13 protein-coding genes and 1 pseudogene are annotated in these 15,335 nt (G+C 55.7%); 13 read left to right on the top strand and 1 reads right to left on the bottom strand.

The genetic code is table 11. The features are described 5' to 3' along the window. Positions 1–27 precede the first annotated feature (27 nt). From AC0L6A_RS13620 to AC0L6A_RS13585, 8 genes and pseudogenes are all read left to right on the top strand, one after another. Positions 28–891 carry a MurR/RpiR family transcriptional regulator gene (locus AC0L6A_RS13620; protein ID WP_473290791.1) on the top strand — a complete coding sequence of 288 codons (864 nt, stop codon included), beginning with the start codon at positions 28–30 and terminating at the stop codon, positions 889–891. 27 nt (positions 892–918) lie between these two features. After that, positions 919–1,887, top strand: coding sequence for a TAXI family TRAP transporter solute-binding subunit (locus AC0L6A_RS13615; protein ID WP_473293504.1), 969 nt, complete (start codon positions 919–921; stop codon positions 1,885–1,887). A 125-nt stretch (positions 1,888–2,012) separates the two neighbouring features. Next, a complete protein-coding gene (locus AC0L6A_RS13610; RefSeq protein WP_473290789.1) occupies positions 2,013–4,628 on the top strand; it encodes a TRAP transporter permease in 2,616 nt (871 codons plus the stop codon). Continuing rightward, on the top strand, positions 4,625–5,059 hold the full coding sequence (locus AC0L6A_RS13605) for a universal stress protein (RefSeq protein ID WP_473290787.1): 435 nt from the start codon (positions 4,625–4,627) through the stop codon (positions 5,057–5,059). Before AC0L6A_RS13610 ends, AC0L6A_RS13605 begins: the two co-directional genes overlap by 4 nt. A 152-nt stretch (positions 5,060–5,211) precedes the next feature. Continuing rightward, entirely contained in the window at positions 5,212–6,411 is a 1,200-nt protein-coding gene (locus AC0L6A_RS13600) for an AMP-binding protein (protein WP_473290786.1), read from the top strand. Beyond that, positions 6,408–6,767: pseudogene (locus tag AC0L6A_RS13595) on the top strand (thiolase family protein); the annotation flags it as partial. The gene AC0L6A_RS13600 and the pseudogene AC0L6A_RS13595, both read left to right, overlap by 4 nt. An 86-nt stretch (positions 6,768–6,853) precedes the next feature. Next, complete coding sequence (locus tag AC0L6A_RS13590) at positions 6,854–7,261, top strand: thiolase family protein (RefSeq protein ID WP_473290785.1); 408 nt, start codon at positions 6,854–6,856, stop codon at positions 7,259–7,261. Further along, the gene (locus AC0L6A_RS13585; protein WP_473290783.1) at positions 7,164–7,511 is read left to right on the top strand and encodes a hypothetical protein; all 348 of its coding nucleotides are present in this window, start codon (positions 7,164–7,166) and stop codon (positions 7,509–7,511) included. Before AC0L6A_RS13590 ends, AC0L6A_RS13585 begins: the two co-directional genes overlap by 98 nt. Before the next feature lie 3 nt (positions 7,512–7,514). On the opposite strand, the gene AC0L6A_RS13580 is transcribed toward AC0L6A_RS13585, so the two are convergent. Further along, positions 7,515–8,201: a nitroreductase family protein gene (locus AC0L6A_RS13580; protein ID WP_473290781.1), complete on the bottom strand. Its 687-nt coding sequence runs from the start codon at positions 8,199–8,201 to the stop codon at positions 7,515–7,517. A gap of 405 nt (positions 8,202–8,606) precedes the next feature. On the opposite strand from AC0L6A_RS13580, the gene acs reads away from it, so the two are divergent. From acs to AC0L6A_RS13555, 5 genes are all read left to right on the top strand, one after another. Next, complete coding sequence (gene acs / locus AC0L6A_RS13575; protein ID WP_473290779.1) at positions 8,607–10,577, top strand: acetate--CoA ligase; 1,971 nt, start codon at positions 8,607–8,609, stop codon at positions 10,575–10,577. Further along, positions 10,577–11,260: an adenylate kinase gene (locus tag AC0L6A_RS13570; protein WP_473293502.1), complete on the top strand. Its 684-nt coding sequence runs from the start codon at positions 10,577–10,579 to the stop codon at positions 11,258–11,260. Before acs ends, AC0L6A_RS13570 begins: the two co-directional genes overlap by 1 nt. A gap of 64 nt (positions 11,261–11,324) precedes the next feature. Further along, on the top strand, positions 11,325–11,585 hold the full coding sequence (locus AC0L6A_RS13565) for a DUF4212 domain-containing protein (protein WP_473290777.1): 261 nt from the start codon (positions 11,325–11,327) through the stop codon (positions 11,583–11,585). 15 nt (positions 11,586–11,600) lie between these two features. Beyond that, entirely contained in the window at positions 11,601–13,388 is a 1,788-nt protein-coding gene (locus tag AC0L6A_RS13560; RefSeq protein WP_473290775.1) for a sodium:solute symporter family protein, read from the top strand. A gap of 103 nt (positions 13,389–13,491) precedes the next feature. Beyond that, positions 13,492–15,327 (top strand): DUF294 nucleotidyltransferase-like domain-containing protein, encoded by a 1,836-nt coding sequence (locus AC0L6A_RS13555; RefSeq protein WP_473290773.1) that lies wholly within the window; start codon positions 13,492–13,494, stop codon positions 15,325–15,327. Positions 15,328–15,335: the final 8 nt, after the last annotated feature.

The raw sequence follows: 15,335 nt of genomic DNA, 5'->3' as shown, positions 1-15,335 counted from the left end.
CAAGCAGGGAGGCACCTGGACGTGAACATGAGCGAAAGCTTCGAAAAGAGGCTTGCTGTGGCATATGGCGATCTGAGTGGTGCTTTACGTGCTGCGGCTGATTACCTTGTGTCCAATCCACTTGATGCCGTGTCGCGACCATTGCGCACCGTATCCGCTCATAGCGGTGTGTCTCCGGCTGCATTTTCGCGCCTGTCTCGGGCGCTGGGCTATCAGAATTTTGATGATCTGCGGGAAGAGATGCGGGTCAATATTGATCGCAAGGTGAACAACTTTGCGGATCGTGCCGGGCAGCTTCAAAGGGAACACGGAGAAGGAAATACGGATTTCGTTCAGTCCCATTTCGTGGCCTGCGAGCACAACCTGAGAAAGACAATGGCGGGGCTGGATCGAGACACAATTCGCGCCGTGGCAGACACTCTGGCCGGGTCGCGGAAAGTTCTTTTGCTTGGCGCATTGGGATCCACAGGTGTCGTCGAATACCTGTCTTATATGGCCAATTTCTGTGCTGATAACTGGATCTTGGCCAACCGTATGGGAGCTTCCCTAGGGGGAGCCTTGTCAGGTCTCGATAAACGTGATGCACTACTTATAGTTACCAAGCCGCCTTTTGCCGTTTCTGTGATCAAGGCAGCTAGGCTTGCGCGTGAGTTAGGGGTTTTTGTTGTGGTGATCACCGATACACACACATGTCCTGCATTGGAATATGCGTCGTCGAGCTTTGTTGTCTCGACCGAAAGCCCTCACTTTTATTCGTCCTATGTCTCAACTGTATTCCTGATCGAAGCCATCGTTGGATTGGTGGTGGGTCGCGCAGGAATTGCGGCACAGGACCGGATAGCCGAAATCGAACTCCATAACCGGCAACTTGCCGAGGTGTGGAGCGAGTAACCAAACATCAATCAAGGGAGATAAATGATGTTTCAAGGTATTAAACTGGCATTTGCAGGGGTTGCTGCCACAGCCGTGCTAGCACCCGCAGCATTTGCAGAAGAATTCATCACCATCGGCACCGGCGGTGTCACAGGTGTGTATTACCCAACTGGTGGTGCCATTTGCCGTCTGGTGAACAAGGGCCGTAAAGACCACGGTGTACGTTGCTCGGTCGAATCCACTGGTGGGTCGGTGTACAACATCAACACCATCCGCGAAGGCGAGCTGGAATTTGGTGTGGCGCAGTCGGATTGGCAGTACCACGCTTATAACGGTACGTCGAAGTTTGAAGATGCAGGTGCATTCCCAGGCCTGCGCGCTGTCTTCTCGGTACACCCGGAGCCCTTCACTGTGGTTGCACGTGCCGACAGCGGCATCAAAACCTTCGAAGATCTGAAAGGCAAACGCGTCAATATCGGTAACCCCGGTTCCGGTCAGCGCGGCACCATGGAAGTTCTTTTGGAAGCACTTGGCTGGACCACTGGCGATTTCGCTTTGGCAACCGAGCTGAAGGCGTCTGAACAGTCGGCCGCTCTGTGTGACAACCAGATTGATGCCATGGTTTACACCGTTGGCCACCCGTCGGGTTCGATCCAAGAAGCAACCACTGCATGTGACTCGGTTCTGGTTGAAGTGTCGGGCGACGTCGTCAACAAGCTGGTTGAAGACAACGCTTTCTACCGTACCGCAACCATTCCGGGCGGTATGTATCGTGGCAACGACGCTGACACCGCGACCTTTGGTGTGGGCGCAACCTTCGTAAGCTCAGACGCTGTGTCGGACGAAGCTGTTTACGCTGTTGTTTCGTCAGTGATGAACAACATCGAAGACTTTAAAGGTCTGCACCCTGCATTTGCCAACCTTGATCCCAAGGAAATGGCAACCGCTGGTCTGTCCGCTCCTCTGCACCCCGGTGCCGAGAAGTTCTATAAAGAAGCTGGCATCATCGAATGATCGCTTAGCAGCAAAAACAATCGAAGGGCGGCGTGCCGCCCTTCGTTTTCTGGATCCGACGCAAGATCGGACGACGTAACAGAATGAACAAGTTTGGTCGCTCTGGTGACCGAGGGAGATTATAAATGTCCACGAAAGAAGAACGCGCGCTTAGCGAAGAGGAGCTACAAGAGCTCGTCGCCGCCAGCGATACGGGTGCTCGAAGCCCACATGGGCCTGTCGGATTGATGATCGCCGCTGTGGCGCTGATCTGGGCGATCTTTCAGGTACTACTGGCCTCACCAGTCGCGCCTTATCTTTTACCCGGTGACCTGATCAACAACTCACGCCAAATCCACTTGGCGTTTGCAATCTTTTTGGCCGCTATGGCCTATCCGCTGTTTAAGTCCAGCCCGCGTGATTACATCCCGTGGTATGACTGGATTTTCGGTGTCGGGGGCGCTTTGCTCGCGATGTACGGCTATTTCTTCTACGAGAAAATCGTCGCAAATGGTGGTCTTGCTGACCAGTCCGATGCGTATTTCTCACTCATTGCACTAGGATTTTTGTTCCTGGCTGCGTACCGGACACTTGGCCCCGTGATGGTGGCCTTGGCTGTCGTTTTCCTTTTTTATGTGTTCTTCGGGTCCTCCGAAGTCGTACCGGACCAGATCCGTTGGGCGGGTGCATCGCTTCGCAAAGCCATGAGCCACATGTGGATCACGTCGGAAGGTGTCTTTGGCATCGCGCTTGGCGTATCGACAAAGTTCGTTTTCTTGTTCGTTCTATTTGGTGCTCTTCTGGATCGCGCTGGTGCGGGCAACTATTTCATCAAAATGGCGTTCGGCGCGCTTGGTCACCTTCGCGGTGGTCCGGCAAAAGCCGCCGTTGTTGGGTCTGCTGCAACCGGCCTGATTTCGGGTTCGTCAATCGCCAACGTTGTGACCACTGGTACATTCACCATTCCGCTGATGAAGCGCGTTGGTTTCTCGGCTGAGAAAGCTGGGGCGGTTGAAGTTGCGTCCTCAGTGAACGGTCAGATTATGCCGCCTGTGATGGGGGCTGCGGCCTTCCTTATGGTCGAATATGTAGGTATCTCATATGTCGAGGTGATTACACACGCGTTCCTGCCGGCGATCATCTCGTATATCGCTTTGGTCTACATTGTGCACCTAGAGGCGGTGAAAACCAAGATGCCGACCATCGGCAACAAGGTTGTGTCGATGGGCAAAACCATCGGTGGAATGTTTGCGTTCTTCGCAAGCTTTGCGCTCTTGTGTTATGCCACCCAGTACCCTGTCGGCTGGATCACATCACTGTTCCCATCGGGGTCAGGTTGGGTCCTGTCGCTGCTGCTGTTCGCGCTCTACATTGCTTTGATTTATGTAGCAGCTCAGGTTCCTGATCTGGAACCAGATGATCCGAATGCAAAGGTGGTTGAACTGCCAGACGTGGCGAAGATCTACAAATCAGGTCTTTACTACCTGCTTCCGATCATCGTTCTGGTTTACTTCCTGATGATCGAACGCAAATCACCCGGCCTGTCGGCCTTCTGGGCGACGTTCCTTCTGTTCGGCATCCTTTTGACGCAGAAATCGCTGAAAGCGATGTTCCGTGGTGAAGGTGATCCGATTGGTCGTATGCGCGAGGGTCTAACCGACCTGATCGAAGGTATGATCGACGGATCGCGCAACATGATCGGTATTGGCCTTGCAACTGCAACCGCGGGTATCATCGTGGGCACCGTGTCTTTGACGGGTATCGGTCAGGTGATGGCAGACTTTGTCGAATTCCTGTCGGGCGGCAATCTGATCCTGATGCTGATCTTCGTGGCGATCTTGTCACTGATCCTTGGGATGGGCTTGCCTACGACGGCGAACTATATCGTTGTGTCGTCGCTGATGGTGGGCGTTGTTGTTGAATTGGGTGCGCAGTCAGGCCTTGTTGTGCCGCTGATCGCTGTGCACCTGTTTGTGTTCTACTTCGGGATTATGGCGGATGTGACGCCCCCGGTGGGGCTTGCAAGTTTCGCGGCGGCAGCTGTGTCGGGTGGTGATGCCATTCGCACCGGTTTCACCGCGTTCTTCTATAGCCTTCGGACCGTGGCACTGCCTTTCGTGTTCATCTTCAATACGGATCTTCTGTTAATTGATGTGACGGTCACGCAGGGGATTATCGTGTTCATCGTGGCCACCATCGGTATCTTGGTGTTCACGGCGGGCACGATGGGCTTCTTCCTGACGAAATCGCGTATCTGGGAAACAGTTGCCCTTCTGGTCGTGGCCTTTGCCTTGTTCCGTCCGGGCTTCTTCATGAACCAGATTCAGCCTCCGTTCACGGAAATCGCTCCTGCTCAGATCGAGCAAGCGATTGGCGATGCCGCTCCTGGTGATCCGCTGCGTGTTGTAATTTCGGGTCCGGACTTTGACACGCTTGAAGTCAAAGATCTGACGGTTGTTCTGAATGTGCCAGAGGCCGAAGGTGGTGCAGCACGTCTGGATGCTTCGGGTATCGCGTTGATGCCAGAAGGGGACGTGATGCGTATCGATGAACCGATGTTTGGAACGCCGTTGTCGGATCAGCTATCGACTTTCGATTTCTACGGGGATGACCCGGTTCAGATTTCGGCTGTCCAAGCACCGTCAAACCAGATGCCAAAAGAGCTGATCTTTATTCCGGCGCTTCTGCTTCTGGGCCTTGTTGCCTTCTTGCAGTCGCGTCGCGCCAAGGAAGAAGAGATCATGGAAGGAGAAACGGCATGACCAAGACCATCCTATGTGCAGTCGACATCAACCGCGTTGATGATGAAAACGCCGTTCTGAAAACTGCGGCCGAGCTTGCAAGCCTGCATGATGCACAGCTTGACGTGATCACCGTCGTGCCAGATTTCGGCATGTCGGTGGTGGGTGCCTATTTTCAGGACCACCACGTCAAATCAGCGCAGAACGACGCAAGCGATCTTCTGAAAGCCATGACGCTCAAATCCTTGGGCGCTGATGCGGACAGCAAGATTCGGCATATCGTCGCCATGGGCACTGCCTATGAAGAAGTGCTGCGAGCAGCCGAACTGAACAAGGCCAACCTGATTGTGATTGGTGCACATCGTCCGGACCTAAAGGACTATCTGCTTGGTCCGAACGCCGCGCGCGTGGTTCGCCATTCAACGGCATCGGTTTATGTTGTTCGTAGCTAAAGCGACGTAAAGGTAAAACATTCGGAACGGGCGCGGTGAAGACCGCGCCCGTTTTGTCTTGGGCTTCTCATTAAGGCACTGTGGATTTAGAAAGACCAAACGGGTGGCAAACCCGCAACCGCAGTCAAGCAACCAAGGATCATGTGGCACCAATGTTTTTCCGGCAAGACATAAGCAGCAAGATCCTGTTGCCGGGCGAGCCGGGTTCGGCGCATGCAAAACATTCGGCGACCTCGGTTAGGCGAATAGTCGTTGGGCTGGGCGACAGTGCAAGTATTCGCACAAGCCAAGTGTCGGACCACCCTATCACCTTGTGGCACCCGGCCGATGGGCGGCAAGTGCTGCAATGCCAAAGTTCTGGTTCGAGCGGTGCCCCCAAAACTATCCAACGCTCGCCGGAAAGCTGGATTGCCAGCTTCGAGATTACGCGTACGCAGTTTGGAGCAGGCCCCGACACTCCCTACGCAGTACTAGGTTCGCCGGGGCATTCTTTGGTTCTGTTTGCCATTCTTGAAGCCCTGCATCTGGGGGCGGATTTGTCGGTCCAGTCGGGTCTGTCGCCACGTGCGCAGATTGCGGAAATGGGCAAGCATGCCGTGCAGGTTCTGTATGCCACTCCCACGCAACTACGCCTGTTGACGAAAGTGGGATCCGCGCCTTTGTCGCAGATGCGCTTGGTTTTCTCTAGCGGTGGAAAACTGGATCGGGATACGGCGGAGGCGGTGCAACGGCTGTTTCCAAATGCCAAATTGCACGAGTTTTTCGGCGCGTCTGAAACCAGCTTCATGACCATGGACACGTTGGACGCACCTCTGGATTCAGTTGGCCAAGCCTATCCGGGTGTCGAAGTTGAATTGCGTGCAGAAGACGGTCGGCTTGTGAAAACAGGGCCCGGTGAACTCTGGGTGAAAAGCCCGTATCTGTTTGAAGGATATGTCGAGGGCGACAGCACAGACACGCGCTGGCAGGACGAGTTCCTGAGTGTCGGCGAGATGGCCCAAATGGATGCTGATGGGTTTCTTTATCTGCTGGGACGTAAGTCGCGCATGATCACGGTGGCTGACAGCAACGTCTTTCCCGAATTGGTCGAGGCCGAGGTTTCCCGGATCACCGAAGGAGCGCGCTGTGCCGTCATTCCCGTACCTGACGCGCTACGTGGTCAGGTGCTTGTCGCTGTGGTCGAGGGGGCGAGCTCTCCTCAAATGACGGCGGCTGTTTTGGATGGCTGCCGCACGCAACTGGGCGTGCATTCAACGCCAAGGCGGGTGATCTATCTGGATGAATTCCCTTTGCTGCCTGCAGGAAAACCTGATTTGCTACTGCTTCAGGAATTGGTGAGGGACGGGGCATGACCCAAGCGTGCATCATAGCAGCCCGGCGCACAGCCGTCGCCCCGCGTGGGGGTGCATTTGCTGCGCTTGATATACACGATCTCGCCGCACCAGTGATCCGCGATCTGTTGGATCAATCGGGTTTGCAGCCTGTGGATGTGGGTGAGCTGATCTTGGCCAATGCCTTAGGGGCTGGGGGAAACTCTGCGCGGATCGCTGCCTTGGCTGCCGGCCTGCCAGAAACGGTGGGCGGCCTGACCATTGACCGTCAATGCTGTGGGGGTCTGGATGCAGTGATACTGGCGCAAGCGATGGTGGTGTCTGGCCAGCAAGATGTGGTGATCGCCGGCGGGGCGGAAAGCTATTCACGTAGGCCCCTGCGATATAAGACTTTCGCTGATGGGCGTGATCCAGAGCCATACGAACAAGCCCAATTCACACCGTGGCCTGAAAGAGTCCTGATATGGCGCAGGCAGCAGATGCGCTTGCACAAGACCTGCAGATCGGGCGGGAGGCACAGGACGATTGGGCGATTGGCAGTCATCAGGCCGCGCTCGCTTCGGATCAGTCTGATGAAATTGTGCCCGTGGCGGGGCTTCATGCGGATGCGTTTACACGCAAACTGACCGGGCGGCTTTGCGAGCGTGCAAAGGTCGTAGCGGGCAATGTCACGTCGGCAAATATGGCCGTCGCGGCCGATGGGGCCGCCTTTGTATTGGTCGTTTCCGACCGCATCGCACGCCGCTTGTCCGTGCCGACTGTGCGGATCGAAGTTGGATCGAGTATCGGCGGCACACCAGATTCTGCCCGGCATCGCACCCGTCGCTGCGATAAAGACTGCATTGCGGAGTGCAAACCTAACACCGAATGACGTGAAGGTTGCCGAGATCATGGAGGCCTTCGCGGTGCAAGCCATTGCCTGCCAACAAGGGGCAGGGTTGCCGCGCGAGATTGTCAATTTGAATGGTGGTGCTTTGGCTCGCGGCCACCCAATCGGCGCGTCCGGTGCTATTCTTGCGGTTAAACTTTATCACGCGCTTCTGCGTGACGGGGGGGCTGGGGTCGCAGCCATTGCCGCAGCAGGGGGGCTTGGAACCGCATTGGTGCTTTCCGCACCTTAGCCGTTATCTTCCGACGAAAACCCGCGAAAACTGGTGAACGCCTCCAGCGCGTCGCGTTCGGTGCGGAACTGGTTGACCGGCGCGCCTTGGTCTTTTTTGCCGATGGCGATCCCGCAGACGACCAGGTCTGTTTCGGGCAATTCCAGTTGGCGGTGGACGATGTGGGCGTAGTTGGCCAGCGCACCGATTCCGGTTGCTCCGTATCCCAGATACCTCGGCCGCCAGAAGCAGCGCCATCAACGACATTCCCAAATCCATGAAGCATCCGCTGCCCATGCGACGATCAATGGTCACCACAATTCCGACAGGTGCGTCGAAGAAGGCATAGTTTCGCGCAAACTGCATTCGGCGCCCCGCCACATCGCGCTTGGCAATCCCCAGCGCCTGATAAAGCGCATACCCAGCGGATCGCTGTCGTGCTTTCAGGTCTGCAGGCATCGTGGCTGGAAAATACGAATACTCAGCGACTTGTGGCTCGTTGTTTTCCAACGCCGTTTGTAAGACGGCCGTAAGTCCATTCAGTTCTTCCCCAGTCAGAACGTGGAATTTGCCGGGCTGAAGATTGGCACCGCTGGGGGCTTTCCGCGCGGCCCGGCAGATCTGCTCCAGGTCGGATCTGGGCACTGGATCAGAAGTGAAGGCGCGCACGGAATGGCGCTGATTTAGCAGAGTTTGAAACGGGCTTGTCATGATCTTGGGTGTGCCTTGCCGGACGCCAAACTGTCAAGAACGGGCGTGACTGCGGTAAATCGCCCCGCAGGAGGGTTAATTGCCCCGGATTCCAGCAGTCGATTCCGATTTATTGACGTAGAGTGAACTTTCCGAGGTGAAAGTGTAAAGGTGAAGTGCCGAATGTTTACATTTCACGAGGTACTGTATTATCAAAATTATCGATAAAAAACAATTAATTGAAGGTTGGGTGTCCAAAAAATTAACAGCCAGGGTGGGGGTTGTTAAACAAATTTACTCAAAATCTGTTGTTTAGATGTGTCTTATCCTCCAGTTTTCAAGGCAAGTGGGGGGCGAAACTCTGATGGTGCGTTCCCAACCCACGCGATCCGGTCGCGTTTGGAGGAAAAGCTGGGAGGAACCTGAATGTCGTCGCAAGCCACGGCTGATAAGACCTATGCTCCGTCTGCGGAGTTTGTCTCGAATGCACATATTGATGCCGCGAAATACAAAGAGATGTATGCCGCATCGATAAATGATCCCGAAGCTTTCTGGGCCGATCAGATGACGCGTCTGACCTGGACCAAGACACCGACTAAGATCAAGAACACCACGTTCGCTCACCCTGATGTGTCGATCAAATGGTTCGAAGATGGCGAGCTGAATGTCTCGGCCAACTGTATCGACCGCCATCTTGAAACCCGCGGTGATCAGGTTGCGATCATCTGGGAATCTGACGATCCCAATCTCGATAAGAAGATCACGTATAACGAGCTCCACCAGCAGGTGTCGAAGCTGGCCAACGTGATGAAGGGCATGGGTGTCAAGAAAGGCGACCGCGTCGTTCTTTACCTTCCGATGATCCCTGAAGCATCTTACGCAATGCTGGCCTGTGCCCGCATCGGCGCAATCCACTCGATCGTTTTCGCTGGCTTCTCGCCCGAAGCGCTTGCAGCCCGTGTTGAGGGCTGTGCAGCCTCGCTGGTGATCACCGCTGATGAAGCCCCGCGTGGCGGCCGCAATACTCCGCTGAAAACCAACGTGGACGCTGCTTTGGATCATGGTGATCTGGGGTCGACCCCGGTTCTGGTGGTTGAACGTACAGGTGGCGACGTGCCAATGGTGGCAGGTCGTGACCATTCCTATACCGCGCTGATGGCAGACGCTTCGGCAGACTGCCCACCCGAAGCGATGAACTCGGAAGATCCGCTGTTCATTCTTTATACTTCAGGATCGACCGGTCAGCCGAAGGGTGTTGAGCACTGCTCCGGTGGGTATCTGCTTTGGGCCGCAATGACCCACGAATATGTGTTCGATTACCATGAAGGTGACATCTATTGGTGTACCGCTGACGTAGGCTGGGTCACTGGCCACAGCTATATCGTCTATGGCCCACTGGCCAATGGCGCGACCACGCTAATGTTTGAAGGTGTTCCGACCTATCCGGACGCAGGCCGTTTCTGGGCTGTGTGTGAAAAGCACAAAGTGAACCAGTTCTATACTGCACCAACTGCACTTCGGGCGTTGATGGCGCGTGGCGACGAATTTGTGACGGGCTACGATCTGTCGGACCTCAAAGTGCTTGGCACAGTGGGCGAGCCGATCAACCCGGAAGCTTGGAATTGGTACAACAAAGTGATCGGCGGCGGAAAATGCCCGATCGTCGACACGTGGTGGCAGACAGAAACCGGTGGTCACCTGTTGACCCCGCTGCCTGGCGCAACCGCAACCAAGCCGGGTTCTGCCACAACGCCTTTCTTTGGTGTTCAGCCTGTGATCCTTGAGCCAACCACCGGCGAAGAAATTCACGAGACCGAAGCCGAAGGCGTTCTGTGCATGAAAGACAGCTGGCCCGGCCAGATGCGCACAGTTTACGGCGACCACGAGCGTTTCGTGGCGACCTACTTTTCCGACTACAAAGGGTACTACTTCACCGGTGACGGCTGTCGCCGCGATGCGGATGGCTACTACTGGATCACCGGCCGTGTGGATGACGTGATCAACGTGTCGGGTCACCGCATGGGCACTGCCGAAGTGGAAAGCGCTCTGGTTGCTCACGCCAAGGTCTCCGAGGCCGCTGTCGTTGGCTTCCCGCATGACATCAAGGGTCAGGGCATCTACTGCTATGTCACCCTGATGGATGGCGAAGAGTATACCGACGAGCTGAAGGTAGAGCTGCGCAACTGGGTCCGTCAGGAAATTGGCCCGATCGCCAGCCCCGACCACATTCAGTGGGCACCGGGTCTTCCGAAAACACGCTCGGGCAAAATCATGCGTCGTATCCTGCGCAAGATTGCCGAAGACGATTTTGGCGCGCTGGGCGATACCTCGACACTGGCCGATCCTTCGGTCGTTGACGATCTGATCGACAACCGCATGACCAAGGGCAACGCATGATGGACGGCGCAACGACAACCGCCGCGCCCGTACTGATCCTTCTCGGGCCTCCGGGCGCCGGGAAGGGCACTCAGGCTCGGATGCTGGAAGACAAGTTCGGACTTGTTCAGCTTTCGACCGGAGATCTTTTGCGCGCAGCAGTCGCGGCAGGGACCAAAGCGGGCCTTGCTGCGAAAGCCGTTATGGAGGCCGGTGAGCTGGTCTCGGACGAGATCGTCATCAACATCCTGCGCGACCGTCTGGCAGATGCAGATTGCGCCAAGGGCGTGATCCTTGACGGTTTCCCCCGCACCACCGTTCAGGCCGAGGCGTTGGACGCCCTGCTGGCGGAAAGTGGACAGAAAATCAACGCAGCCATCAGCCTTGAGGTTGATGACGCTGCAATGGTGACCCGGATTTCCGGCCGCTACACCTGTGGCGGTTGCGGCGAAGGGTATCACGACGAGTTTAAGCAGCCCGCCAAGGATGGCGTCTGCGACAAATGCGGCGGCACGGACATGAAACGCCGGGCCGACGATAACGCCGAAACTGTGGGAAGCCGCCTTGTGGCTTACCATGCACAGACGGCACCGCTTATTGCCTATTACGGGGGCAAGGGCAGCTTGCAAAAGGTCGATGCCATGAAGGCCATCGATACCATTGCGGGCAATCTAAATGGGATCGTTCAGGAGGCGATCACATAAGAAAGGGAAGGATGGGGTCGCATACGCGACCCTGTTGGAGGAACTTCAGAGGGAGGAAGGCTTCATGGCCGATAACTCATCAAACGACGCATATTGGTCCGCCAATTTGCGCATCATCAAGATCAGCCTAGTTATCTGGGCGATCGTTTCATTTGGATTCGGCATCTTGCTGCGTCCGATGCTGTCCGGCATCGCTGTTGGCGGGACCGATCTTGGTTTCTGGTTTGCACAGCAAGGATCAATCATCGTTTTCTTGATTTTGATCTTTAACTACGCATTCCGCATGAACAAGCTCGACCGTGAACACGGCGTAGACGAAGAATAAAGGGGCCAGAAACAGATGGATCAGTTTACGATCAACCTGCTGTTTGTGGGCGCGAGCTTCGCGCTTTACATCGGCATCGCAATCTGGGCCCGCGCGGGCTCTACATCAGAATTCTACGCCGCTGGGCGTGGTGTTCACCCGGTCACCAACGGTATGGCGACGGCTGCTGACTGGATGTCAGCCGCATCGTTCATTTCGATGGCTGGCCTTATCGCCTTCACCGGCTACGACAATAGCTCGTTCCTTATGGGTTGGACCGGCGGCTACGTGCTGCTGGCACTGCTGCTTGCGCCTTACCTGCGTAAGTTCGGCAAGTTCACGGTGTCGGAATTCATCGGCGACCGCTTCTACAGCCAGACAGCACGTATCGTTGCTGTTGTGTGTCTGATCGTTGCGTCTACCACTTACGTTATTGGTCAGATGACCGGCGTTGGTGTTGCATTCGGCCGCTTCCTTGAAGTGGACAACCAAACCGGTCTGTTCATCGGTGCAGCTGTTGTATTTGCTTACGCGGTTTTGGGCGGCATGAAGGGCGTTACCTACACTCAGGTTGCTCAGTATGTCGTTTTGATCATGGCCTACACCATTCCGGCTATCTTCATCTCGCTGCAGCTGACTGGTAATCCGATCCCGGCCCTTGGCCTGTTCGGTGATCACGCAGCATCGGGCGAGCCGCTTCTGGCAAAGCTGGATGCTATTGTGAAAGAGCTTGGCTTTAACGAGTACACTGCGCATCATGCTGACACGTTGAACATGGTACTGTTCACTCTGTCGCTGATGATCGGTACTGCTGGTCTTCCGCACGTCATCATGCGCTTCTTCACCGTGCCTAAAGTATCGGACGCCCGTTGGTCGGCCGGTTGGGCTCTGGTGTTCATCGCACTGCTGTACCTGACGGCTCCTGCTGTTGGTGCCATGGCGCGTCTGAACATCTCGGAAATGATGTGGCCAAATGGCGGCATCACTGGTGAGGCTGTAACAGTTGAGCAGATCGAGAACGACGAGCGTTATGACTGGATGGCAACGTGGCAGAAAACTGGTCTTCTGAACTGGGAAGACAAGAATGGCGACGGCGCAATTCAGTACTACAACGATAAGTCGGAAGCTATGCAAGCAATGGCTGCTGAAAAAGGCTGGACCGGTAACGAACTGACCAAGTTCAACCGCGACATCCTGGTTCTGGCCAACCCCGAGATTGCTAACCTTCCAGGTTGGGTCATCGGTCTGGTTGCTGCTGGTGGTCTTGCCGCTGCGCTGTCAACCGCTGCTGGTCTGCTTCTGGCGATTTCGTCGGCTGTATCGCACGACCTTATCAAAGGTGCGATCAACCCGCAGATCTCGGAAAAAGGCGAACTTCTGTCGGCACGTGTGGCGATGGCAGTAGCAATTGTTGTAGCTACCTATCTGGGTCTCAACCCTCCGGGCTTCGCAGCGCAAACCGTGGCACTTGCCTTCGGTCTGGCCGCCGCGTCGATCTTCCCGGCTCTGATGATGGGTATCTTCTCGACCAAAGTGAACAACACCGGTGCTGTTGCAGGCATGATCGCGGGTATTACTGTAACCCTGATCTACATCTTCCTGCACAAAGGCTGGTTCTTTGTTCCGGGTACCAACAGCTTCACCGATGCTGATCCGCTTCTGGGCACAATTAAGTCGACCTCGTTCGGCGCAATTGGCGCAGCGATCAACTTCACCGTTGCTTACGTTGTATCGGGCATGACCAAGCCTCTGCCGGCTGAGATCAAACAGCTGGTTGAATCGGTTCGCGTTCCGCGCGGCGCTGGTTCAGCTCAGGATCACTAAGATGATCTTGGCGGGTGGCCCGATGCGGCGACCCGCCCCCTTTTAAATTTGTCCCGTCCGGTGTCATATCGGGCGGGACTAACTTTTAATGAAGGCACCGAATATGCCCCTGAGCCAAGATCAGATCTTTCGTTTTCTGAAATCCGTTCACCCCTATGATGCATTGACAGCCGACGTGGTCGAACGGATCGTACCGGTGTTGAACGCCCGGGCCGTGGCGGCATCGGAAGATGTCTATCGCTTCGGTGAAACGCTTCCGGGGGTCTTCATCATTTACGAAGGTGACGTCGAAGTCGCGGACGAGAACGGATCTGTGGTGTCCCATCTTGGATTGCGGAACTCGTTCGGGGAACGTGGATTACTGCGTGACGGACAAGCAGTGACTTCTGCCCGCGCCGTTACCGATACGACTTTGCTGATATTGCCTGCCAAAGAATTTCACGCGCTGATTGCGGCAGAAGACAAGGTAAGGCGCTTCTTTGACCGGTCGCGGTCTGACCGCCCTTCTAAACAAGATCGACAGGACCTTGCGACAACGCAGGTTGATACATTGATGGCGGCCAATCCGGTCACCTGCACCCCAACGGCAACCGTGCAAGAAGCGGCTGTTCTGATGCGCGATCACCGTGTTTCGTCACTTTGCGTGACTGAGGGAGAGGTGCTGACTGGCATTCTGACCACACGCGACATCTCGGGCAAAGTTCTGGCGGATGCAAAGCCCGTGGATACGCCCGTGTCAGATATCATGACACACAACCCTATTACCCTTGCACCGTCAGCCATTGGCTCTGATGTGCTGCACGCAATGATGGAGCGGCGTGTCGGGCACGTCCCAATCGTTGAAGGTGGGAAATTGGTTGGTATTGTCAGTCAGACTGACCTGACCCGCTTTCAGGCCGTCAGCTCGGCCGAACTTGTTCGCGAAATTGCGCAAGCTAATACGCCAGAGCAAATGCGCGAGGTTACGGCCCGCATACCCCAGCTATTGGTCCAGTTGGTGGCTGGGGGCAGCCCACATCAAGTGGTTACTCGACTGATTACAGACATCGCGGATACGGCGACCCGTCGCCTTTTGAAGTTGGCTGAAGATAAATTTGGCCCTCCGCCCGTTCCATATCTTTGGGCTGCCTGCGGGTCGCAGGGGCGGCAAGAGCAAACTGGCGTGTCCGATCAAGACAACTGCATGATATTACACGATGATGTCACTGATGCAGATCGCGAAGGCTATTTCGCAGACTTGGCCAAGTTCGTGTGTGACGGGCTTGATGTCTGCGGATATTTCTATTGCCCCGGCGACATGATGGCGACCAACACCCGCTGGTGTCAGCCGCAGTCGGTTTGGCGTGGGTATTTCGACGGATGGATTGCGAAACCAAGCCCGGAAGCACAGATGCTGGCCTCGGTCATGTTTGATTTGCGTGCAATCTCGGGTGACGAAAGCCTGTTTGAGGGGCTGCAGAAAGATACGCTGAAAATGGCGGCCAAAAACTCGATCTTTGTGGCCCATATGGTGTCTAATTCATTGAAGCATACGCCCCCTCTGGGCCTGTTGCGTGGCTTTGCAACGATCCGTTCGGGCGAGCACAAAAATCAGCTGGATATGAAGCACAACGGTGTTGTGCCAATCGTCGATCTGGGCCGCGTTTATGCCATTCAAGGTAAGCTGAAGGAAGCAAACACCCGGGCCCGACTTGAGGCGGCAATTCATGCGGGCGGCCTAAGTAAGTCAGGTGGGCAGGATCTGTTGGATGCCTATGACCTGATCGCTGACACGCGGCTAGAACATCAGGTTGCAGAAGTAAAAGCCGGCGGAGCGCCAGACAACTACCTGTCCCCGTCTGATCTGTCTGAATTTGAACGCAGCCACCTTCGCGACGCCTTTGTGGTTGTCAAATCGATGCAAAGTGCCATCGGGCATGGCCGCGGAATGCTGGGGTGATGCGCGTG

Source organism: Aliiroseovarius sp. D2-2, assembly GCF_055809455.1.
Note: the sequence above shows the minus strand (reverse complement) of the source record. Positions and strands in the feature narration are given on the sequence as shown.